General features: G+C 42.3%; 19 protein-coding genes and 1 pseudogene. 2 read left to right on the forward strand and 18 right to left on the reverse strand.

What is annotated here, in order from left to right; all coding sequences use genetic code 11:
* Nucleotides 1–122 precede the first annotated feature (122 nt).
* Both C9J40_RS03955 and tsgA read left to right on the forward strand, forming a co-directional pair.
* Nucleotides 123–341: pseudogene (locus C9J40_RS03955) on the forward strand (GDP-mannose 4,6-dehydratase); the annotation flags it as partial.
* A gap of 234 nt (nucleotides 342–575) precedes the next feature.
* Nucleotides 576–1766, forward strand: a complete 1191-nt coding sequence (gene tsgA, locus C9J40_RS03960) for an MFS transporter TsgA (RefSeq protein ID WP_107245837.1) — start codon at nucleotides 576–578, stop codon at nucleotides 1764–1766.
* A gap of 106 nt (nucleotides 1767–1872) precedes the next feature.
* On the opposite strand, the gene C9J40_RS03965 is transcribed toward tsgA, so the two are convergent.
* The 18 genes from C9J40_RS03965 to C9J40_RS04055 form a co-directional block, all read right to left on the reverse strand.
* Nucleotides 1873–2727, reverse strand: a complete 855-nt coding sequence (locus tag C9J40_RS03965) for a MurR/RpiR family transcriptional regulator (protein WP_107245839.1) — start codon at nucleotides 2725–2727, stop codon at nucleotides 1873–1875.
* A 37-nt stretch (nucleotides 2728–2764) separates the two neighbouring features.
* Nucleotides 2765–3454, reverse strand: coding sequence for an N-acetylmannosamine-6-phosphate 2-epimerase (locus tag C9J40_RS03970; RefSeq protein WP_199187017.1), 690 nt, complete (start codon nucleotides 3452–3454; stop codon nucleotides 2765–2767).
* A gap of 2 nt (nucleotides 3455–3456) precedes the next feature.
* Nucleotides 3457–5007 (reverse strand): maltose/glucose-specific PTS transporter subunit IIC, encoded by a 1551-nt coding sequence (locus tag C9J40_RS03975; protein ID WP_045151991.1) that lies wholly within the window; start codon nucleotides 5005–5007, stop codon nucleotides 3457–3459.
* A 450-nt stretch (nucleotides 5008–5457) separates the two neighbouring features.
* Nucleotides 5458–6714, reverse strand: a complete 1257-nt coding sequence (locus C9J40_RS03985; protein WP_107245842.1) for an aromatic amino acid transport family protein — start codon at nucleotides 6712–6714, stop codon at nucleotides 5458–5460.
* Nucleotides 6715–6989: 275 nt separating this feature from the next.
* A complete protein-coding gene (gene ald, locus C9J40_RS03990; RefSeq protein ID WP_107245843.1) occupies nucleotides 6990–8105 on the reverse strand; it encodes an alanine dehydrogenase in 1116 nt (371 codons plus the stop codon).
* Nucleotides 8106–8662: 557 nt separating this feature from the next.
* Nucleotides 8663–10105: an NADH-quinone oxidoreductase subunit N gene (locus C9J40_RS03995; RefSeq protein ID WP_107245845.1), complete on the reverse strand. Its 1443-nt coding sequence runs from the start codon at nucleotides 10103–10105 to the stop codon at nucleotides 8663–8665.
* Complete coding sequence (locus tag C9J40_RS04000) at nucleotides 10092–11594, reverse strand: NuoM family protein (protein ID WP_107245846.1); 1503 nt, start codon at nucleotides 11592–11594, stop codon at nucleotides 10092–10094. The genes C9J40_RS03995 and C9J40_RS04000 overlap by 14 nt, the downstream gene beginning before the upstream one ends.
* 18 nt (nucleotides 11595–11612) lie before the next feature.
* Nucleotides 11613–13493 (reverse strand): NADH-quinone oxidoreductase subunit L, encoded by a 1881-nt coding sequence (nuoL, locus tag C9J40_RS04005; protein WP_107245847.1) that lies wholly within the window; start codon nucleotides 13491–13493, stop codon nucleotides 11613–11615.
* A complete protein-coding gene (gene nuoK / locus C9J40_RS04010) occupies nucleotides 13493–13816 on the reverse strand; it encodes an NADH-quinone oxidoreductase subunit NuoK (RefSeq protein ID WP_005368949.1) in 324 nt (107 codons plus the stop codon). The genes nuoL and nuoK overlap by 1 nt, the downstream gene beginning before the upstream one ends.
* Nucleotides 13813–14346 (reverse strand): NADH-quinone oxidoreductase subunit J, encoded by a 534-nt coding sequence (locus C9J40_RS04015; RefSeq protein ID WP_107245848.1) that lies wholly within the window; start codon nucleotides 14344–14346, stop codon nucleotides 13813–13815. The genes nuoK and C9J40_RS04015 overlap by 4 nt, the downstream gene beginning before the upstream one ends.
* Nucleotides 14347–14360: 14 nt before the next feature.
* On the reverse strand, nucleotides 14361–14897 hold the full coding sequence (gene nuoI, locus C9J40_RS04020; protein ID WP_369750685.1) for an NADH-quinone oxidoreductase subunit NuoI: 537 nt from the start codon (nucleotides 14895–14897) through the stop codon (nucleotides 14361–14363).
* A gap of 22 nt (nucleotides 14898–14919) precedes the next feature.
* The gene (gene nuoH, locus C9J40_RS04025) at nucleotides 14920–15897 is read right to left on the reverse strand and encodes an NADH-quinone oxidoreductase subunit NuoH (protein WP_045062688.1); all 978 of its coding nucleotides are present in this window, start codon (nucleotides 15895–15897) and stop codon (nucleotides 14920–14922) included.
* On the reverse strand, nucleotides 15897–18263 hold the full coding sequence (gene nuoG / locus C9J40_RS04030; RefSeq protein WP_107245850.1) for an NADH-quinone oxidoreductase subunit NuoG: 2367 nt from the start codon (nucleotides 18261–18263) through the stop codon (nucleotides 15897–15899). The genes nuoH and nuoG overlap by 1 nt, the downstream gene beginning before the upstream one ends.
* A gap of 2 nt (nucleotides 18264–18265) precedes the next feature.
* The gene (gene nuoF / locus C9J40_RS04035; RefSeq protein WP_107245851.1) at nucleotides 18266–19549 is read right to left on the reverse strand and encodes an NADH-quinone oxidoreductase subunit NuoF; all 1284 of its coding nucleotides are present in this window, start codon (nucleotides 19547–19549) and stop codon (nucleotides 18266–18268) included.
* Entirely contained in the window at nucleotides 19549–20115 is a 567-nt protein-coding gene (nuoE, locus tag C9J40_RS04040) for an NADH-quinone oxidoreductase subunit NuoE (RefSeq protein WP_107245853.1), read from the reverse strand. Before nuoE ends, nuoF begins: the two co-directional genes overlap by 1 nt.
* 86 nt (nucleotides 20116–20201) lie before the next feature.
* A complete protein-coding gene (gene nuoD / locus C9J40_RS04045; protein ID WP_107245854.1) occupies nucleotides 20202–21899 on the reverse strand; it encodes an NADH dehydrogenase (quinone) subunit D in 1698 nt (565 codons plus the stop codon).
* Nucleotides 21899–22450 carry an NADH-quinone oxidoreductase subunit B gene (locus C9J40_RS04050; RefSeq protein ID WP_105059766.1) on the reverse strand — a complete coding sequence of 184 codons (552 nt, stop codon included), beginning with the start codon at nucleotides 22448–22450 and terminating at the stop codon, nucleotides 21899–21901. The genes nuoD and C9J40_RS04050 overlap by 1 nt, the downstream gene beginning before the upstream one ends.
* The gene (locus tag C9J40_RS04055) at nucleotides 22447–22821 is read right to left on the reverse strand and encodes an NADH-quinone oxidoreductase subunit A (RefSeq protein ID WP_006646494.1); all 375 of its coding nucleotides are present in this window, start codon (nucleotides 22819–22821) and stop codon (nucleotides 22447–22449) included. The genes C9J40_RS04050 and C9J40_RS04055 overlap by 4 nt, the downstream gene beginning before the upstream one ends.
* Nucleotides 22822–23483: the final 662 nt, after the last annotated feature.

The following is a 23483-nucleotide window of genomic DNA, read 5'->3' on the forward strand; positions in this document are numbered from 1 at the left end:
CGCCACCAGTGCGTATTAAATTAGAAAATAGACAGCCATCGCAGCGATCAGCGTTAAACATAGGAGCGTAAATTTCAAACAGAAATCGTCAGGCTCAGTTCTCGTTAATATGTTGAACTAAAATCTGTGATGTATTGGAGGCCTTAGTGCCTAATAAACCGTAAGGGGTTAAGGCATACCGTAATTTGATCACTTATGTGGATGATCGTCCTGGTCATGATAAACGCTATGCGATTAATGCATCCAAAATTTTTCAAGAACTTGGCTGGACGCCGCAAGAGAGTTTTGAAACGGGTTTAAGAAAAACAGTCGAATGGTATTTAGCTAATCCATCATGGTAGCTAGCAATGTAATAGCAGTCAAAGAGTAAGTTTTAACCAGCAAATAGTTTGAGTAGTTAGATTAATACTCACTCTGTTGTGTATTGATGGCTGAATAAAAACTGAAAAAATTGGTGTTTAATCGGAGTAAAACCCATAATAAATATTCTTTGTGAGTATAATCACAATTAAGAGTAATATGAATTGATAGCATTCATCATATTATTATCTATTAGAACGTTTTCAGGATTTGCAATGACAAACACAAATCGCAACCTCCTGACATGGATTAGTTTTTTATCATATGCGCTAACAGGCTCATTGATTATCGTCACAGGTATCGTGATGGGGGATATTGCTAAGTACTTCAACTTACCAATATCAAGCATGAGTAACACCTTTACCTTTTTAAATACAGGTATCTTAATCTCCATCTTCCTTAATGTATGGTTGATGGAAATTGTGCCGTTAAAACGCCAGCTCATCTTTGGTTTTTGTCTTATGGTCTTGGCGATATTCGGGCTGATGTTTGGGCATAGTATCGCGATTTTCTCTGGCTGCATGTTTGTATTAGGTGTGGTGAGTGGTATCACCATGTCGATTGGTACCTATTTGATTACCCATATCTATGAAGGTAAGCAACGCGGCTCGCGTCTACTGTTTACAGACTCATTTTTTAGTATGGCAGGGATGATTTTCCCAATAATTTCTGCAGCGGTTCTGGCTCATCATCTTCAGTGGTACTGGGTGTATGTGGCTATCGGTATTATTTATCTAGCGATTTTTGTGCTGACGTTATTTGCTGAATTCCCTGTACTGGGTAAAAAAGACGAAGAAGAATTTGAAGTCATCCCTGAAAAAGAGAAATGGGGCTTAGGCGTTGTGTTCTTAGCGATTGCGGCCTTATGCTACATTCTTGGTCAGCTAGGTTTTGTTTCTTGGATCCCTGAATATGCCACTAAAGATTTGGGCATGTCGATCACCGATGCGGGTCATTTAGTCAGTTACTTCTGGGGCGCATACATGGTTGGTATGTGGATCTTCAGTGCTATTTTGAAAAAGTTCGACTTACAGCGTCTTGTCATGGTGTTATCGGCATTAGCGACAGTATTAATGTATTGGTTTAATAAAGATACTGATGCCAAAACATTACTGTATGTGATCTCTATTCTTGGCTTCTTTAGTAGTGCGATTTACACATCTATTATTACGCTAGGCTCACAGCAGACTAAAGCATCATCACCGAAGTTGGTGAACTTCATTTTACTTTGTGGCACCATCGGTACTATGTTGACCTTTGTGGTAACCAGCCCAATCGTAGAGAACTTTGGCACACATGCGGCATTAGTTACCGCGAACGGTTTGTATGCGGTTGTATTCTTGATGTGTTTCTTAGTCGGCTTTGTCACTAAACACCGTATCCATGGTCACGCTGACGCTGAATAAAAACGTACAGTAAAAAGAATATTGAAAGCCATCGTATGTAAGTACGGTGGCTTTTTTTTAATAGCAAGAATAAAAGCCACTATTGCCAGTTTTAAATATTTTTACATTATCCTAATGCTTTAATTGTCTTCATTTTAACGTCTTGTGCTTTTTGAGGTTCGCGTTGAATGAGGAGTGTATAAATAAGATCGATCATAAACAATTGCGACATAACCGTTCCGATAGAGTCCCCCTGAATGAAAGTTTGATCATCACCGGTGATCAATACATGATCTGCCATCTTTGCTACCGTTGATTGATGACAATGTGTGAGTGCTATCGTTATTGCACCTTCTTCCTTAGCTAAGGAAAGTGATTTGATGATTTCTTGTGACTCGCCTTTATGAGAAATAAAAAAAGCAATATCTTCCTTATTTAACAAGCTCGCACGTATATACATCATGTGGTTGTTGTGGAGTGATTCTGCCTTTAATCCAATACGCATTAACTTTGTGTAGGCATAATTGGCAGCAATACCGGATGATCCGATACCAAAAAAGCAAATGTCACGACAGCGAGTGATTTTATCTACAAGTAATTTTATTTCGTTTGGCTTAATAGGTGATATGGTATCGTTTAAAATTGTATTGAGGTTGTTCTTTAACTTACTAGCGACATCAATAACATCATCTGTTGTTGATAATTCAAAAGAGCCAAGATTAGGATCAATACCGTATTCTTGTTGCGTAGCGTCAACAGCAAGCGCTGTTTTGAAATCTTGGAAGCGATGAAATCCTAACTGACGACAAAAACGTGTCACGCTGGCTTCACCAACAGTAGCCTTTAGGGCGAGATCTGAGATGGAAATAGTGACGACATCATCACTATGCATCAGAATATATTCTGCTAGTTTTCGGCCCGATTTAGTAAAGGTTTCTTGGTTTTTTTGAATTTCTTTTAGTAATGATGTTGTTGAAGTCATAAAAAGGCCTAACAAGGTTAGGCCTCATTGTTATGACCTAACACATTTTAATTTCATCAATAAATGCTGTAGTGATCTGCTTTGGTCGAGTGATTGCACCACCAACAACGACGGAGTAGGCACCTAGCTCAAGGCAGCGTTTTGCTTGCGCCGGCGTACCGACATTTCCTTCTGCAATTACCGGAATAGAAACAGCATCAACGACAGCACGTAAGAATGAAAAATCATGGTTGTAAAGTTTCATTCCTTTCGTTTCAGTAGTATACCCATGAAGGGTAGTGGATACACAATCAAATCCTAATTCTTGTGCCGTTAATGCTTCTTCTAATGTGGCGATGTCGGCCATCAATAACACTGATGGATAGCGCTGTCGAATGTTCTTGATCATCTCTTGAAGTGTCATACCGTCAGGACGTAACCCTAATGAGGCATCAAGCGCGATCATGTCAGGATTCGCTACCATGAGTTCATCGATTTCTTTCATCGTTGCGGTAATGTAAATGGACGAATTGTCGTAATCTCGCTTTAAAATACCAATAACAGGTAATTGCGTAACTTGCTTAATTTCAATGATGTCCTGTGGTGAGTTAGCCCGTATTGCACTGGCTCCGCCCTCTTTTGCCGCTAATGCCATCCGACCCATAATGAAACTGCTATGCAGCGGTTCATCTTCTAATGCTTGGCAAGAAACAATCAGATTATTTTTCACGATTGACAACATATTCATACTTAACATCCTACTGCTTCTTCTACTTCAGTTTTAATAATGGTGACTTGTGGTCCATAGACGATTTGGATCCCATTGCCTTTGATGATCACGGCACGTGCGCCCGTCATTTTTAATAGTGCTTCATTGACGTTTTCACCCTTGATGACGGAGATACGTAATCGTGTCGCACAACAATCAACGTCTTTAATGTTGTCGCGGCCACCCAGTCCTTCGATGATTTTTTCAGTACGTTCAGAGCCTGCAATGTTCTCGATGATGGCGCTGTCATCATCCTCACGACCTGGTGTTTTCAGGTTTTTTCGTTTGATAATGAAAGAGAAACTAAAGTAATAAAGTGCAAACCACACACTACCAATCACCGGAACCATGACCCAGTTTGTCTTTGCGTTACCCTGCAAAACACCAAATAAAATGAAGTCAATAAAACCACCTGAGAATGTTTGTCCAATCGTAATATTGAAGATATGAGCCATCATGAAAGCCAGACCGTCAAAGATGGCGTGGATGAAGTACAAGACAGGAGCGACAAACAAGAAAGCGAACTCTAAAGGCTCAGTGATCCCCGTTAAGAAAGAAGTCAGTGCAGCGGTGAACATCAGACTAGCGACGCGTGTTTTATGCTCTTTTTTAGCACACTTATAGATGGCGAATGCGGCACCCAATAGACCAAACATCATGGTAATGAAGCGACCAGACATAAAACGGGCAGTGCCTTCATAAAACTGTTGTGTATTCGGATCGGCGAGTTGGGCAAAGAAAATACGTTGGGTCCCTTCAACTAGCGTGCCGTCAACGATTAAACTGCCACCTAATGCGGTCTGCCAGAATGGAAGGTAAAAAATATGATGAAGACCAAAAGGACCAAGTAAACGAAGCACAAAGCCGTAAATAAACGTGCCGAGGTAACCAGAAGCATCGACGAGTGAACCCAGCGTACCAATGCCGGATTGGACAAACGGCCAAACAATGTACATCAAGACACCCAGCAAAATAGCACTGAATGAGGTGATAATCGGTATAAAGCGAGAGCCGCCAAAGAAGCCAAGAATTTGAGGTAATTCAATTTTGCTAAAACGGTTATGGAGACTGTAAGTCATCAATCCCACGATGACCCCGCCAAAAACCCCAGTATCTAACACTTGCATACCAAGGATCATACCTTGACCGGCATTTCCCAAGTTTTCGGTAAGAAGTTGTCCATTAAGCACCAATAGCGCATTAATGGTCGCGTTCATGACAAAGTAACCTAATAGCGCTGCAAGACCTGCGGTACCTTTATCACTGCGTGCGAGTCCGACGGCTAAACCAACTGCAAAAAGGACCGGTAAATTACCAAAAATAACAGAGCCGGCACTGGCCATGAGCGTGAAGATACATTGCAGTAACCAAATATCGAGAAAAGGATAAGCTTGCAATGTATTTGGGTTAGAAAGTGCGCCCCCAATACCGAGCAATAAGCCTGCTGCGGGTAATACGGCAATGGGTAACATTAAGGATTTTCCGAACTTTTGTGCTTGTTCAAAAAAGCCATTTTTGATGCGGTCTAACATGGTGAAAAACTCCGTAGAATTAGAATTGTCTTTGCATGTTGCGATAAGTGGAGTTTATTTTCATTTTAAGATGGGGAAAGAGGGACAGCTCACAGTTTTATCTGCGCGCAATTTGCAGTGTAAAAACTGTGATGTAAACACACAAAAAAAGGGGGGGATTAATGGGTATAGTGTATGTTGAATTTATTCAACGTTGCCCGTCAGCAATTTTTATCAATACGTCATGCTTTTTGCCTATTTTAAGACACTGCGATGTCATTAATGTCGTCTCATTTTTCCCATTTTTGAATAAAAGCTGTCACCGTAAGATTTTGATTTTATAGTTATAGATTGTTTTTAAAGGGGATGTGGAGGTAGGGGGGGGACGGGGTAATAGCCTAAGTTATTTAATTGATATATTTATCAGTAAAGAAAACAGCTAACGAATTAGCTGTTTTCTTATCGCACGATTTATACCAAATTATATAGAATCGCTGAGATAGCAATTAAGCCGATAACAGTCACGAAAATATTACTTATCTTTCCGCGATATTTCTTCATTGATTCAACATTTCTAATCGCATACATCGGCAGAATAAATAAAATCAGGGCGATCACAGGGCCTGAAAATGTTTCCATAATACCCAGTACACTTGGATTCTTTACTGCGGCATACCATACAGAGAAAAATAAAATACCAATGGTAAGTTTATTAACAACGTTAGGTTTTAGGTTGGTATGTTTGGCAATGATCCCGCTTAAACTTTCTCGTCCACCAAGGAAGTGACCAAAGAACGATGAGATGATAGCAATACAAGCAATGAAGGGACCAAATGACTCAATCAAGCCGCTTCCAGTCACATTTGCAAGGTAAGACAAAATAGAAATGTTTTGTGCCTTAGCTTCGGCTAATTGAGCGGGGGTTAAGCTGAGCGCACAAGAGAAAACGAAGAATAATACAAAGGTGATTAACATCATCGATGTGTGCTTTAAGATAAAGTCGATACGTTTACCTGCCTGCTCTCCGTAATGTCTTTTTTGGGCAACAGAAAAAGTGGAAATCGCAGCGGTGTGGCTGAATGCAAAAATGGTGGTAGGAATAGCGAGCCATAGAGTTTGAGTAAATGTTTTTGCATCTGGCATATCGGTAAAGTTTGGCATTTGCCAATTAGGGATCATATAAACCGAGATCCCAAATAAGATGAAGACTAATGGATAAACAATCACTTCAAAGGCACGTAATACGGTTTTTTCACCGGCTGTCATCACTCCAATTAGGAGGGCAACTAGAACACCAGATAGCAACACCCGCGACGGTGTAGCCATACCCATCTGATTTACCATAAAGCTTTCAACGGTATTGGTTAATCCCACTCCATAAATCATTAAAATCGGAAAAATAGATAAGAAGTAGAGGAGTGAGATCAGAAAACCGAAGCGGTGACCAAAATGTTCTTCGGCCACATCAGTAAACTCAGCTTTCGAGTTATTTGACGATAAAATAAATCGCGCCAAGCCACGGTGGGCCAAAAATGTCATTGGTCCTGCCAGCAAGGCTATAGTGATCAAAGGCCAGAAACCATTTACACCAATATTGATTGGTAAGAATAATATCCCTGCGCCAACGGCTGTGCCAAATAAGCTTATGATCCAAGTTTTATCGTGTTTATTGAGGGTGAGTTTTTGTTCTGCGTGGGTGGATATTTCAATGTTATTGGAAGTCGACATGTGATTGACCTTATTGGTTAATGTATTTGTTATAGGTTTTTTCATATCGAATACAATGTTAACAAATTGGTAATCTTTGCAGCATTCCAAATAGGAATACTTGTTACTTTGATCGCATTAATATTTTGGTTTGTTTAGATTTTATTTGTTTTTATTTTGCTGCGTGTGATTTTAATGGTTTAATATTTTGTGTTAATGGGGTTTTGAGGACGTAAAAACTCCTGCTGGAGGAGTGAATGAGATAACCAGCAGGAGGAGGGGGGGAATGCTATGAATCACGCGATAGCAGAGTCTGCATCAACGTAAGGTAAATCCAATGATGTTGCTACGCTCTCACAAGTGATTTGTCCACGGTAAACATTTAGGCCATTTAATAGGTGCTTATCGTCTTGTAGCGCTTTTTTGTAGCCTTTATTTGCCAGGTTAACAATGTAAGGCAGTGTTACATTGTTTAGTGCCACAGCTGATGTACGAGCAACCGCACCTGGCATGTTTGCAACACAGTAGTGAACCACCTCATCAACAATGTAGGTAGGCTCGCTGTGCGTCGTTGCATGGGATGTTTCTACACAGCCACCTTGGTCGATAGCAACATCGACAATTGCAGCGCCTGGCTTCATCTTCTTGATCATTTCAGCAGTAACCAGTTTCGGAGCCGCAGCACCAACAACTAGCACACCACCGATAACAAGATCTGCTTCAAGCACATGTTTTTCAATTGAGTCATTGGTTGAGTAAACTGTTTTTAGTTTACCGTTGAACTGTGCATCTAGTTGGCGAAGTACATCGATATTACGGTCAATAACTGTGACATCAGCTTGTAGACCTAATGCCATTTGTGCTGCATTTGCACCTACAACACCACCACCAATAATCACAACTTTTGCTGGTTCAACACCCGGTACGCCACCAAGTAGTATGCCACTTCCACCACGTGACTTCTCTAATGCGAATGCGCCAGCTTGAATAGACATGCGACCAGCCACTTCTGACATTGGTGCAAGTAGTGGTAGACGACCGTTTTTATCTGTCACGGTTTCGTAAGCAATACACACGGCTTTGCTATTAATGAGATCATGCGTTTGCTCTGGATCCGGGGCTAGGTGTAGGTAAGTAAATAGAATTTGCCCTTCGCGAAGCATCGCACGCTCAACAGCTTGAGGCTCTTTTACTTTTACAATCATTTCTGCTTTTGCAAAAACATCAGATGCTGTTGCTAGGATTTGTGCACCCGCATCAATGTAGTCTTGATCGCTAAAGCCAATACCTGTGCCTGCGTTGGTTTCGACAAAAACATGATGACCATGAGAGACCACTTCTTTAACTGACGCTGGGATCATACCTACGCGATATTCATGTGTTTTGATTTCTTTAGGGATACCAATGATCATAATTTAAGCCTTAATATCTGTTGTTTTGTTTATTACTTGTTATTGGAATGATTAATAGGTTAAACAAAATAACCTGAAATGTGTCACTGTTTTTTAACTAATAACCAACAAAAGAAACCAGTTTTTCGTTTGTTTTTGGTGTTAAAAACCAAATTAGACATTCGTCACAGTTGATAGTTTTCTTTGGTGGTTATTTCTTGGTTCTAATAACTGGTTTTTATTTGCTATTGTAGCATTTAGGTCTTTTGGTTATTTAAATTTTGGTTTTTATGACTTTTTATTTTTATGTTTCTTGTGTTTTTGATGTCATTTTTTACTTCTAAAGGAGGTTTTGATTTTTAATATCAAAAATCAACGTTAATTAGTTTTATATTCTGCTTGGCTAGATGAGATTTAATTTTTTGTTGATATAGCAGAGGATTGTACTTTTAGTGATGAGCTTTTTCGCAGGGATTTTGTGAGGGATAGGGCTAATTAAATGAGGAAAGTGTAGCTTGAAAGAAATAAAGAGAAGACATGAAGAACCTCGCTGCTTGTACAGCGAGGTTGCTCATTTGTTAAAACATATAAGTAAGCACTGCTTGAGCAAAGATGCCCAATGCGATAGTGGCAAACGCACCGACACTGATCACCACTGTTGAACCAAACTCTACACTTTCAACATTCGCAGATTGGTTGTGGTGGTGATATTCCTCTTTAGCGAAGAAGGCCAGTAGGATACGAAGGTAGTAAAATACGGAGACTGCAGAAGCTAATGCAGCGAGTACAACCATGCCTAAATATCCGTTGCCAAGTACACTTGCGAACAGGAAGAACTTGGCAAAAAAGCCAGCAGTAGGGGGGACGCCCGCCAATGAAAGCACAGCAATCGCCATTGCAACACCAGCGAGTGGGTAACGTCGACCTAAACCGCGATAACCTTTTAATTCACCCGTTGGGTTATGTTTGTTTAACATTGCAATCACAGCAAACGCGACCAGATTCATCACGGCATAGCTCAGTCCGTAATAAGCGGTAGCATGAACCGCTTCTGATAAAGAGGCGCTACTGTTCGGGATCACACTGGTTAGTGCCATGAGTGCGTAGCCGAAGTGGGCAACGGATGAATAAGCCAGAATACGTTTGATATTGGTTTGGCGGAAAGCCAATAGGTTACCAAACACAATGCTAAATAACACAAAGCCCCAAAGTACAAACGAGATTTGATCCCAAATAGGTTCAATTTGAATCACGAAGTGAATAACAAATGTCAGCATTGCAATTTTGGCGATACTACCAATAAATGCCATCACAGGCGCAGGTGAAGCTTGCAGTGTATCAGCCAGCCAGCTATGAAATGGTGCTAAAGCGAGTTCAAAGCATATGCCTACAAATAGCAACATAAAGCCGATCAATGCGACCATCGGCATCGCGTTAGCACTGGTGAGCGCTTTTGGTATTTCACTAATAACGATAGTGCCCGCACCAAAATAGATCAGTGCAATACCAAACATAAAGAATGCTGCAGCAACAGTGGCTGTGACAGCATACTTAAGCCCTCCTTCGATGGCTCCTTTACGTTGAGGGTTCCATGCGATGAGTGCAAACATTGGAATGGCAATGGTTTCCATTCCTAGGAATGCTGCTAACAAGTTACTTGCTGAGGCGAAGATAAATGTACCGAGTACAGCTATCAGTATCAGGGCGTAAAACTCTTCTGCAACATGCTTGTTGAGGGCTGGGTGGTTTTTAGCCAGTAATATGGTTGCCAGTCCTCCTGCTGCGAATAATTCAAAAGCAACGAGTGTGAAATGATCAATAACCACAAAGTTTTCAATATTCGCACTGTGTCCGAATAAAGAAGCCACTGACAACATGGTCGCTAATAGCACCACAATCGTTCCCATATAAGGGAGTTGTTGGTTGTTCTTACCCGGCAGAACACCTAACAGGAGGACACCTAAAGCACCTAGTCCAAGGATGGCAAAGGGTATTGCACTAATTAACTCATGAGATGACATTGATAACCCCTTCAATCAATGAATATGAACCCGAATGAATGGATGCCAGTGTTTTGGTTGATGACATCATAAGTTGCAGTAAATAGTTCGGATCTAAGCCAACCCAGAATAACCCAATGACAATGATGGATGCTGTTAGCTTTTCTCGTGCTGTCAGATCGATTAATTTACGTTGTTCATTGTCGTCAGAGATTGGCCCTAAGAATGCCAGTCCATAGGCTCTTAAGAAGTAAACCACACCTAACACTATCGAGAATGCAGCCAAGCTTGTCCAAAGAGGTGAGACAGAGAAACTACCTGCGAGGAGTAAGATTTCACCTGCAAAGTTGCCTAATCCTGGAATACCAACACTTGCAGCAACAATAAATAGTAGGAAGACGCCAATACCCGGGAGGACTTTATATAAGCCGCCCATTTCATCAAACTTACCGCTAAACCCGCGCGCTTGAAGCATACGTACAACGGCAAACAGACCTGCTACTGAAAGACCGTGAGCAATTAATTGGATCACTGCACCATTCAATGCTTGAAGTTGCCATGCAAAAATCGCTAAGACCACTAAGTTCATGTGACTGATACTTGAGTAAGCAATCACATTACGGAGATCTTTTTGACGGAAAGCGAGTAGGGCGGCGTATAAGCTACCGATTGCACCAAGTGCCATACCGATATACATCATTTGATGCATTGCTTCAGGGAAGATAGCTAAACAGAAACGCAAGATACCGTATGCGCCGACGTTAGCCATAACACCAGATAGCAGTAGTGATACCGCAGGTGCCCCTTCGCGGTAGGTGTCAGGCGCCCAAAAGTGAAATGGGAAACCTGGGATTTTAATTAAGAAGGCAATTAAGAATCCGCATACAACTGGAATAGCCAATTCACCCGTAATTGGATGGGAAGCTAAGTAGAAGTAATCAAATGTCCATACACCTGTGTTGTTACCATTAATGATGTAAAGAGCAACAAGCGATACAAGCATTAATAAAGAGCCTGTGATGGTCACAAGAACAAATTTTAATGCTGCTTGCTTGGTATCTTTACCGCCCCAGAAACTCAACATGAAGTAAATGGGAATTAACATAAGTTCCCAAAATACGTAGAAGAGCATGAGATCAAGAGCAAGAAATGCCCCCATAATGCCACTGAGTGTTAATAGCATTAGTGGGCCAAAAGCCTGCCAACGATTCACTTGGTGCCAAGCAACAAGCATTGCAACGATGAACAAGGTACAGGTTAAACCAATCAGGCTTAAGCTGATCCCATCCATGCTGACTAAATATTTAATGCCGAAGTCAGGGATCCAGTTGAGGCTTTCTGTCATGGAAAAACCATGAACTTGATGGGTGATAAATATCCAAGCTACTAACATTGACTCAATAATGAGTGTGGTTAATGTCATGGAGCGTGCAATAAATGGCAGCTTACGGCAACTTGAGCCGATAAGTAGTGCAGCTACCATGGGTAAGAAAATCAATAAACTAAGCATATATCAAACCTAAATAGCTCAAACCAAGTAAAAAAGCAGAAGAACAGAACCTGCAATCATCATAATGACATAACGAGAAAGCTGGCTGCCTTGTACATCACTAACGGCTTCGCCTGAGAGAGATAACATTGCCGCGATCCCTTTCACAATGGCCTGATTCAGCACCCATCGTTCAATAACCGTTTCTAGCAGCTTGGAAAGACCTTTGAAGCCACGAATAACCGTTAGTTTTGACAGGTCGTCGATATACCATGCTGAGTTCAGGAATTGACAATTACCGATGCCATGCCCCTGTTTAAGCTCTTGTTTTACTAAGATGTATGCAATCCATACCCCAGCAATAGCGACTAATGAGCCAACAACTTGCAGCATAAGACCTGCAGAGGTTGCAATCTCTGGCGCTGTACCTAGTTGACTGTCAATCCACGGGAGGAATAGGTGAGGGCCAAAAGACCATTCGTTAGGAAACTGCATCCAACCAATAGCGATCGAACCAACGGCTAAAATACCCGTTGAAACTTTCATCTGCCAAGGAAGACCATTATTTTTCAGGTAGCGAGGTTCACTAAATGCTGTACGGTTTTCACCATTGAAGACCATAAAGTACATACGGAAGCTGTAAATACTGGTAAATAATGCGCCCGCTAAACCAAGTGCACCCAGTAACCAACCTAAATAGCCTGTTTCCGTTGCTGCTATGATGGCATCTTTTGAGAAGAAGCTTGCAGTGATGACAGGCAGTGCGGCTAAACTTGCAGAGCCTGCTAGGTAAGTCCATTTAAGCCAAGGCAGTCGTTTGCCGAGACCGCCCATTTTGCGAATGTCATGATCGTGATTAAACATATCGATAATGACACCAGAGCTGATAAATAGCAGTGCTTTAAAACACGCATGAACAATGACGTGGAAAATAGCTAAATCATAAGCACCCACACCTAGCGCAGCAAACATATAGCCAATTTGGCTGATGGTTGAGTAGGCGAGAATACGTTTGATGTCGTTCTGCGCCAGCGCACATGTCGCGGCATAAAACGCCGTAAATGCACCCACAAGTGATACCCACCATGTGACATCAGGGACTAAATTAAAGAGCACATGATTACGTGCAATCAAGTACACCCCAGCCGTTACCATGGTTGCTGCGTGGATCAATGCCGATACCGTAGAAGGACCTGCCATTGATTCAGGCAGCCAAACATGGAACGGGAACTGGGCTGATTTGGCCATACCGCCGAACAAGAATAGAAGACAAATCGCGCCAATTAACCATAAGTTCATCGATTGCTGGCTAGCAATAGAATAGATCTCGTTAAGGTTAACGGTTTTGAACACGGTGAATGTCAGTAAGATACCAATCGCAAGTAAGGTATCGCCAATGCGTGTTACGATGAATGCTTTACGTCCTGAGTACACATTCTTTTCTTTGTTGTAGTAATGAGAAATCAGTCCGTATGAACATAGCCCCATGATTTCCCAACCTGTGTATAGCAGGATTAAATTATCCGCCATCACAAAGAACAACATGCCAGCAACGAATAGATTTAAATAGCAAAAGTAGCGTCTTTCACCAAAATCACGGCGCATGAAGGGAACGGAGAACAAGTGGATAAGAAATCCCACCCAGCTTGTCACTGTCATCATTACTAGCGAGAGGCGATCAACCGATAACCCAATGTTGACGTTCCAATCACCAACAGCCATCCACGTCCATAATTGCTGGTGGAAAGCGGGGTTAAAATCACTGGATAGCCATAGCATGCCAGTGAGTACAGCCGACACTAAGACCGAGAGTGAAGCGAGTATACCGCTGGCACGAGTCGGAAAGTGCTTGCCAAATAAGACAATTAAGGCGGCGCTGAAAAGCGGAGCGGCAGGAATTAACCATAACCATGTATTCATTACAGTTCTCCCTTACTAATTAATGTATTGCTAAGCTGGTTAAGTTTGTCGATACGGGTTGTTTTTAGGTGTTTGTACGACAACATGGCGAGCATCAAAACAACAGAAAGCTCACAGCCTGCTGCAATCATCAAAAAGATAGTAATGATTTGTCCTGTTGGATTTCCCCAATGTTGACCTGCTTCAACCGCGGCTAACGCAACGCCATTAAGCATGACTTCGATACCCATAAGTACGAACAACAGCTGTCGGCGAACAACAACAATGAGGAGGCCAATAATGAACATGGCAAAGGATAAAATTAAGATAGTCAGTGGACTCATGCGTGCTCCTCCACTTTATCATCAGTCTCTGAGTGGCGAACTTTCATTTGTGCCGCGAGATAAATCACAGCAACTAACGCACCAAGTAAGAGCGTTGATAGCGCTTCTATCGCGAGTTTGTAATGAGTAAATAAATCCGCACCAACAGCTTTAGGACTGATGGTTTTGATCGTTTCGATTGTATAGAACTGATTACCGTGATGTAGAGCGATGAAAGCCTCAACTAACATAACGGTGAGTAAGATCACCGGTAAAATGACAGTGCGATTGGCCGTGAGTGGGAAGGTGCGGCTTGTCGGACTCAACATAATGAAGAAGACAAACAACACCATGATTGCCCCGACGTACAAAATAATTTGTAACGCGGCAATAAACGGCGCACCCAATAAATAGAAAATAACAGCCAGTGCGAGTAGCGATGTGGTTAAATACACCGCACCATGCATCGGCTCTTTGACAAACAGTAAACTGATTGCTGCCAATAGCATGATGGCACTACTGGCATAGAAAATAATATTCCAAGTTAACATGAATGATGATGTCCTTATGGCAGCAGAGAGTACACATCGATCGGTGGTTTTTCATTTTCACCATCGCCGATAGCTTTACCTGTAATTGCTACACCTGCTTGCTTGTAGTAATTAAAGTCTGGGTGTTTACCTGTGCCATCAATGAGTAAGTCTTCTTTTTCATAAAGCAGCTTGTCACGAGAATATTTACCCATTTCAAAATCAGTGGTGCATTGAATCGATAGGGTTGGACATGCTTCTTCACACATGCCACAGAAAATGCAGCGACTAAAGTCCAGTTCAAATGTTTTGGCATATCGACGCTCATCTTCTCGCTCAGCCCCTTGAATGGTGATTGCATTAGCAGGGCATACTGAAGAGCATAAATAACAAGCAACACAACGTTCATCACCGTCAGGATCGCGCGTTAATACAATGCGACCGCGCCAGCGTTCAGGTAAGTCTGGTTTTACCTCTGGATAACAAACCGTATCGCGTGGTGCCCAAACGTGCTTAATGGTTGCCGCAAAAGCCCCTGTGACCTCTTGTAAAATCTGTATAACTTTCATGATTGTCTCTCTCTAATGTTGGGGGCTACATCCAGAATGTACCGACAAGGGCGGTCACAATGATGTTGACGATGCCGATTGGAAGTAAGAATTTCCAACCGAATGCCATGAGCTGGTCGTAACGTGTTCGCGGTAAGCTGGCACGCATCCATACAAAGAAGAAAACTAACAGGAAGGTTTTCAATACAAACCATAAGACGCCAACAAGCGGATAGGCTTCAGCCCATGGTCCGTGCCATCCGCCGAGGTACAAGGTTGTTGCCATTGCACCAACGAGGATCACACCTAGGTATTCACCAAGGAAAAACATCGCAAAAGGCATACCGCCATATTCAGTATTAAAACCGGCATTAAGCTCGTTTTCGGCTTCAGGCATATCGAATGGCAAGCGGTGAGTTTCTGCAATACCTGCGATTAGGAATACAAGGAAGCCAACCGGTTGAAGGAGGATATACGGTGTCGTTTGTGCATCAACAATTTGCGTTAAGCTAAAGCTGCCAGCAAGCATCACCACACCCAATACCGCCATACCCATTGCTAATTCATAACTGATTAACTGAGCAATAGTACGAATTGCGCCAAGCATGGTGTATTTCGAGCTTGATGCCCATCCGCCTAAAAAGACCCCATAAGCGTGAATGGAGCTTAATCCCATCAAAAAGAGCAGACCGATGTTTAAGTCTGCTGCCCATGAGATATTTTTACCGATAGGCAGTAAAGCAAAGCTAACAAGAATCGATACCACGACAAGGATTGGTGCTAAAGCGTAGAGCTTTTTGTCGACAAACCCGGGCATGAAATATTCTTTTGTTAGCAGTTTTGCTGCATCACATAGTGCTTGGAATAACCCTAATGGACCTGCTCGGTTAGGGCCGTAACGGTCTTGCAATAAGGCAAGACAGCGACGTTCAAATAGAACGGTATAGCCTGCAACTAAAATCAAACCAAAGATAGTGATAACCATACCGACCAGAATAAAAATCCAGTACTGTAATGAATCCATTAGGCTTCTCCCATCATGATGACCGATGCACTACCAATAATGTTTTTGATTTCCTCCTTTTTATCTACATCAATAAAAAGCTCGGAGGTGCGCTCAAGACACAGTGGTGAAGCAATATCAGCCTGAAGTAGGCGTATATCTGCTTGATTTAAAGCAACTGTGAGGTCAGCAACTTGAGAGGAAATCACCGCAGGGCGTACCAACTTCTGATCACCGCAAATAATAATTAATTGATCACCATTGCTAAGGTTTAGCGAGGCAGCCAGTTTGGGATTTATTGAAGCGGAAGATCCTGGCTTGAGAGAGCGGATTTCAGGCGCATGATCGGCAACATATCCTTCACCAAACCATTTACTCAGTGCAACTTGCGGCTGAGTACTTTGAATTGCAGGTGGATTTGTTTTCTGTTCAAGCGGTAATTGTGTGCACTTAAGCTTGTCTTTTTCGATGATGATCCCGTCATCACCAGCTTGAGGTAGCGTCGGTGCGAGCTCAGTTAACCATTGCTCGATTGTCTCAGGTGATTTCATTAAGGTTTCAATCATGTCATGAGCGTCAATCGTGGCTGTTTTTCTCGCGAAAGCCTTGCTAAAACGCTGTAGTCTACCTTCATAGTTAATCGTCATACCGTCCCTTTCTGGCCATGCTGCGAGTGGCAATAAGGTGTCGCTTAAGTGTGCTGTTTTGGTTAAGACTTTATCGATCACAATCAATTGGTCTAGCTTGTCATGCAATGCATGCCAGTGTGGATGATTGGTATTCAGCGGATCGCTGCCGACAACAACCAATGTCTTTATTTTGTCACTCTCTATTTGCGTCATCAGCTCAGCACATGAGTTTTCTTGTGCTGTTAATGCTGCATTAACAGAGCCGGCACTCGGTAAAGCAATCGCCATTTTGGCTGTAGGTGCAAGTGACTCTGTAATAGTATTAAGTAGAGAGATATCTGTAGTATTAAGCAGTTCAGCCACACCAATAATGACGGGTTTTTCCGCCTGTTTTAGTGTATTGGCAACATCTTTAATCCAGAGATCTTCCACAGCACCATCATGAACAGCTGTGTTAATTTGTGTTAAACAGTCTTGCCATTGGCTTGGTGCTAACGCTTTAACATGGCCTCGCTGAAGTTTATTCAAGGCTGTAACGAGGTGAGAAGGTGTTGCATGTAATACATACACATCTTTTTTAGCCTTGATAACTTGGCGTACCGCAAGATCAAGCATAGGCGCATGTTCAGTGAGCTCTCCTACCACGAAAACCGCATCTGATTGCTCTATATCTGATATAGAAGGCGCATTGTGATTCGCTGCTACAGCGGTTTTCGTCAAGGCTTCTTGTTGCGGTGAAATAAATGGTGAGAACGGCGCATTCATCTCTTTTGCAATAGCTTTCAGTGCCAAGTTAGTCGTGAGATCTTCTTCTACGGAACCTAAAATACCCACATGACCTTCAGCTCTAACAAGGGCTATTTTCAGTGCATCTAGAGGTGACGTTTTTACGACTTTGCCTTGCTCTGATACGTATTTAGGTCTTGAGTACGACTCGGTGCCATGAGACCCATAACGACCACGATCACAGATAAAATAAGGATTTACTTTTGATGCTTCGTTGTTAGGTTGAACGCGTCGTAGGGTTCCTTCACGTCCACCGACTTCGATATTACACCCCACACTACAACCTGAGCAGATTGAAGGCGCTTTTTCTAACATCCATATACGGCTGTATTTACGGCGGTAAACCTTATCGGTAAAAACGCCGGTTGGACATACGCTGACTAAATTGCCTGAGAATGGACTATCGAATGCGCCATCTTCTGTTCGGCGGAAAAGTACGTGATTGCTTGACCCCATTGCACCAAAATCATCACCAAGCGCATAGTCTTGATAAAAGCGTACGCAGCGATAACAGGTCACACAGCGGTTCATGGTTTGGTATACCAACGGACCGAGGAATTGATCCGGCATGGTACGTTTTTGTCCATCATAACGGCGGTAAGCATGGCCGACACTGATGGTTGTGTCTTGAAGGTGACAGTCACCGCCTTCATCACAAACAGGGCAATCATTGGGGTGGTTGGTCATATAAAATTCAACCACGGCTTTTTGGATTTGTTTTGCTTTTGGCGATTTAAAACGAAATTGCTGGCCATCTTGTGCTGGAATGCTACAAGTCATCACGGTACGCGGTTTTTCACCTTCTTTTTGTGGTACGGTTTCCATGGCACAAATACGACAAGAGCCTGCGGCACCTAGTGCTGGATGGTAGCAAAAATAAGGCGTATCGATCCCCGCTTTACGCGCAGCGTCTAACACATTCTGTCCTGGCTCAAATTCGACCGCTTTGTCATCTATATAGATAGTTCCCATGATCAACATGCCTCCGCAGTTAGCTGGTGGTTGTGAGTACAGCGTTGCCCTTCAATATGGGATTCAAAAACATGTTTGAAGTGTTTTAATCCAGTCATGATTGGCATCAGCGCCCCCGGTGCAAGCGCACAGAAGGTATTGGGATAGATGGTTTCACAGAGCTCATGAAGAAGATCCAGATCTTTGGAGGTCGCTTCTCCTGTTTCAAATTTTTTCAATACATGCACGACATACGGCAAGCCATCACGGCAAGGTGTGCAGTAGCCACATGATTCTCTTGCGAAAAATTCGGTCAGGTTGATCATGAAGTCTATTGGACAAATCGTATCGTCCATCACAATGATCCCGCCAGTACCTAAACGTGAACCAACAGTCGCTGGGCCGTCCCAATCGAGGGGAACGTCGAGATGTTCAGGGAGCATGAATTGCGTTGAGGCACCACCAGGTAGAAAACCGACAAGCTCACGATCGTCAAGTAATCCACCTGCGTGTTCGAAAATAAGCTCTCTAGCTGTAGTCCCTAATGGCAACTCAAAGAAGCCAGGCTTTTTGACCGGACCAGACACTTGGTAAATATGGCTTCCTGCGGCATCACCTTTACCTTGAGATTTGAACCACTCGGCGCCTTTATGAACGATCCAAGGAATATGACAGATGGATTCCACATTGTTGACTATGGTTGGCTGTCCCCACAGACCTTTTACGATAGGGAAGGGCGGTTTAGAACGCGGGTTACCACGGTAGCCTTCAAGGGCATTGAGTAGGGCGGTTTCTTCACCACAGATATAGCGCCCAGCACTTAAGTGAACGTCAACATCAAGATCCCAGCCAGAGCCCATGACATTTTCACCCACAAGCCCAGCCGCTCGTGCTTCTTGTACCGCTTTCTCAAGACCTTTTGCCCCTTCGCGATATTCTCCACGAATGAAAACAAATGCTTTGTCTGCACCAAGTATGTAACTACTTGCGATAACGCCTTCTAAAATAGTGTGCGGATCGCGATAAAGCACTTGTCTATCTTTAAACGAGCCCGGTTCTGATTCATCTAAATTCACCACCAAGTAAACGGGGTGACTGGCATCTTTTGCAAGGAAGCCCCATTTCACGCCAGTTGGGAAACCACCACCACCACAGCCACGTAGACCAGATGCTTTTAGTTCTGCCAGTAAAGGCTCTCTTGCTTGACCAATAATAGAATTAAGGCTTTGGTAACCACCATTTTCACAGTACTCAGCAAAATTTAATGGTTTTGGGTGATGAAAGTTGCGTGAAAGTACTAAGTCCATTACATCACCTCCTCATTTGGTTTTGCTGGCGCATCTTGAGGAGTCAGCATCGAAATAATATTTTGGTAATCAGGCTTCTCTGATAGCTTGATCTCTTCTTCTGCTAATTCAGTTAAGATCATTCTCATGCGTTCAGGTGTTAGTTCACCTTCAACACGATCATCATTGATTAGAGCGGCGGGAGCGCGATCGCATAGTCCAAGACAAATACTGGGTAGAACGGTAATGCTGCCATCATTAGCGATCTCTCCTAATGCTTTACCTGTTGCATTTTCTGCCGCTTCTAGCACTTTTTTCGCACCTCGGGTATGGCAAGAAATGCTGTCACAGACACGCATGATATTGCGACCAACAGGACGTCGGCGCAAAAGCGTATAAAACGTAATAAGTTCATCTAACTGCGTTGTTGATAGGTCTGTAAGCTCACTAACAAGGTTGATACTTGGTTTCGTGATATAGCCATATTTATCTTGCATAAAATAAAGACAATAGATGGCACCGGCTCTTTTTTCTGGGTAATGAGCAATATGCTCTTCCAGATGAGCTCTTTCTTGATCTGTTAACATGATTTCCTCACATTGCGGACTTTATTTATGACGAGCGACATTCGCTTATTCGTCTCAACATCTACATGGGATGTTGTTTTTATTGTTTAGCGATCAATATCAGCGAGTACGTAATCGATAGAGCCGATTAAACAGATGATATTGCTCAATAAGTCGCCTTTAGAAACGGCTTTAACGGATTGGAAATGTGTAAATGAAGGTGTGCGGATTCGGACACGGTAAGGGCACCCAGTACCATTACTGATGGTGTGGTAGCTTGTGACCCCTTTAGCGGTTTCCGTTGCGTAAAAGGTTTCAGCAACCGGGAAATTAAAGCCTCTGCCGGTATCAACAAAACTGTGGATCAGGGTTTCGATATCGCGTAATGCATTTTGTTTTCTAGGAAAACCAAAGTTAGGCGCATTGTCAGCAAGGATTGGACCTTCAGGCATACGTGCCGCCGCTTGTCGAATGATCTTCAAGCTCTCAACCACTTCTTGCACACGAAGAACGGTACGGGTGTAGGCATCACCATCTTGGCCAACAGGAACGTCAAAGTCGTAATCTTCGTAACCCATGTAAGGGAAATCTTTACGCATATCGAAGTTAATGCCAGTCGCACGCAAGTTTGGTCCTGTTAAGCCCCAATCAAGTGCCATTGACTGACTGTAAACCGCAATATTTTGGGTCCGTACTTTGAAGATCATTGAGTGGGTCATTAACTTTTCAAGATCGGGGACCAGTTGCTCAATACCTTGGCAAGCCTGTTCAACTTTTTCTTCCCAGCCATCAGGTAAATCTTGAGATACACCACCAATTCTGAAGAACGCAGGGTGCATACGACCGCCACAGATTAACTCGATAACATCGAAGATTTTTTCACGCTCGGTGAAAGCATAAAAGGCTGGAGCCATACCCCCTAGGTTATGCGTGATACTTCCAAACCATACAAGATGGCTCGAAATTCGGAATAATTCGCATAACATAATCCGCATGGTCTTGGCGCGTTCAGGGACTTCAATTCCAGTCATTGCTTCAAGCCCTAGTAAATAGGGCAGTTCACCAGCTACACCACCTAAGTAATCGATGCGATCGGTATAAGGGATGTAGTTATGAAAAGTATGACGCTCGGCAATTTTCTCTGCTCCGCGATGGTGGAAGCCAATTTCTTGATCCAAGTCTTCAATGAACTCGCCTTTCATTTTAACTTTTAGGCGGATAACGCCATCGGTACCGGGGTGGTTAGGGCCGATGTTTAGTACCATGCTGCCATCGTCTTGCTTACCTTGAATATCATAGGACTTCATAACATCATCAAAGTCAGATCCTGCAAGATCGAAAGGTTCATCCATTAAGGTGGCACGACAAGGATAAGACTTACGCAGTGGGTGACCTTTCCAAAAATCAAAAGTTAAGATACGACGTAGATCGGGGTGATCAGTGAATTTAATCCCGAACATGTCATAGACTTCACGCTCATACCAATTCGCGTTAGGCCAAAGCCCAACTACAGTAGGTACTTCAATGGTGTCATTAGCAATGTGTGTGCGAATGGAAATAAATTCCTTATTTTTCACACTCAGCAGATAATAAAACACACTGAGTCCGCCACCACGTTCACATTCATCAATTGCTGAAAGGTCGAACAGCATTTCAAATTGTGAAGAAGCCTCATTTTTTAGGAAATGTAAGGTATCGATAAGGTGTTCTTTTTTTACTTCGAAACTTTCACAACCAATGATTTCGTGGTTTGGCGCTTTAGCACCGAAACGCTCAATGAGTATTTGACGATCGTTATTATTCATTATTCGACCCTCAAACCGAGTGGTTTACGGTTTTTACTTAGCACAGATACTGGGTTAGCTTGAACGTGCTCTTGAAGCATGATCAAACCCTCGAGTAGGGCGTCTGGACGAGGCGGGCAACCAGGGACATAGACGTCAACAGGAAGAATTTTATCGACGCCTTGTACAACACTGTAAATGTCATACATACCGCCAGAGTTTGAACAAGACCCCATTGAAATCACCCATTTAGGCTCAAGCATTTGATCATAAATATGCTTCATTAACGGCGCCATTTTCACAAAGCAGGTACCAGCGGTGATAAGCACGTCACTTTGGCGTGGCGAGCCACGAAGTACTTCAGAACCAAACCTTGCCATGTCATAGCGAGGCGTCGCTGCCGTCATCATTTCAACGAAACAGCATGATGTCCCAAAGTTGTAAGGCCAGAGCGAATGCTTCCGACTATAGGAAATAAGATCATCAACCTTACCAACAATATTGGTAATGATGTTGTTGCCTTTTTCATTCGAGGAATTACCGACGTTAACGGTTTGAATTATATCGCTCATGACTCATACACTCCGATTTGAAAGACACCTTTACGTATCATGTAAATGAACCCTAAAAGTAAAATCACCAAAAAGGTGACGCCAGCAATGACACCCGGTATACCGAGTTGCCAATAGTCGACTCCCCATGCAAAAAGGATTGCGGCTTCTAATTCAAAAATGAGAAACGCAACAGCGATGAGGTAATAACTAATAGAGAAGTTATGCTTTGTTGTTCCAGAGGGTAAAAGACCACATTCGAAAGGCTGTTCTTTATCAAAACGACGACCAAATCCACCTATAGACTTACTAATAAATAAAATGGAAGCGATCACCGCAAAGACGAGAAGGCTGAAGACACCGATCATGATTCCTGGGTTGAAATCACTCATTTGCACTCCTTGTCGAATTTGATGCATTAGCCATCAAACACACTTGATAAACCAAGGTGCTAACAGCGTGAGCTTACATCTCATTCGTATTTCAACATTACTTTCAAAAGAGCTTAATTTAATTGGTCGTTAAACTAGCCCTATCGTTATTTTTATACGTTGCATACTTAGTCACTATTTCTTATTTGAGCATTGTTAAAAATAGACAAATAAATGCAACTAATTGAACCTAGCAGTTACTTTCTGAACAACCACTTAACAAAAAAATGCAAAACCTTTTCATATTTGAAATAAAAAAAATCGGTTTTAATTAATGAATTTTTTATAAAAACATTAAAATTAATATATTCATTGATTTATGTTTGATTAAGTAAGATATAAAGATTTTAGGGGGCGTCTATTTTACTTAATATAAAACATTGTTTGTTTTAAAATTAAAGATATATATTGAATGAATGATTTGTTTTTATATTGAATAAAAGTAAGGGTGATAAATATACCTATCGTTAATTGATATAAAAAATATTTAGGAATATTCCACTTTTAAAAATGAAACACATCAGTATATTTACGTAAATATGTGGTGTAGATCTTAATAAAGCGTTGTGCAATTAATTTTTTTAACGTGAATGATGAGATTTTGCTTCTATCTTTATGTTTTT

Source organism: Photobacterium sp. GB-72 (assembly GCF_003026095.1).
In the GTDB taxonomy this organism is placed as follows: Bacteria; Pseudomonadota; Gammaproteobacteria; order Enterobacterales; family Vibrionaceae; genus Photobacterium.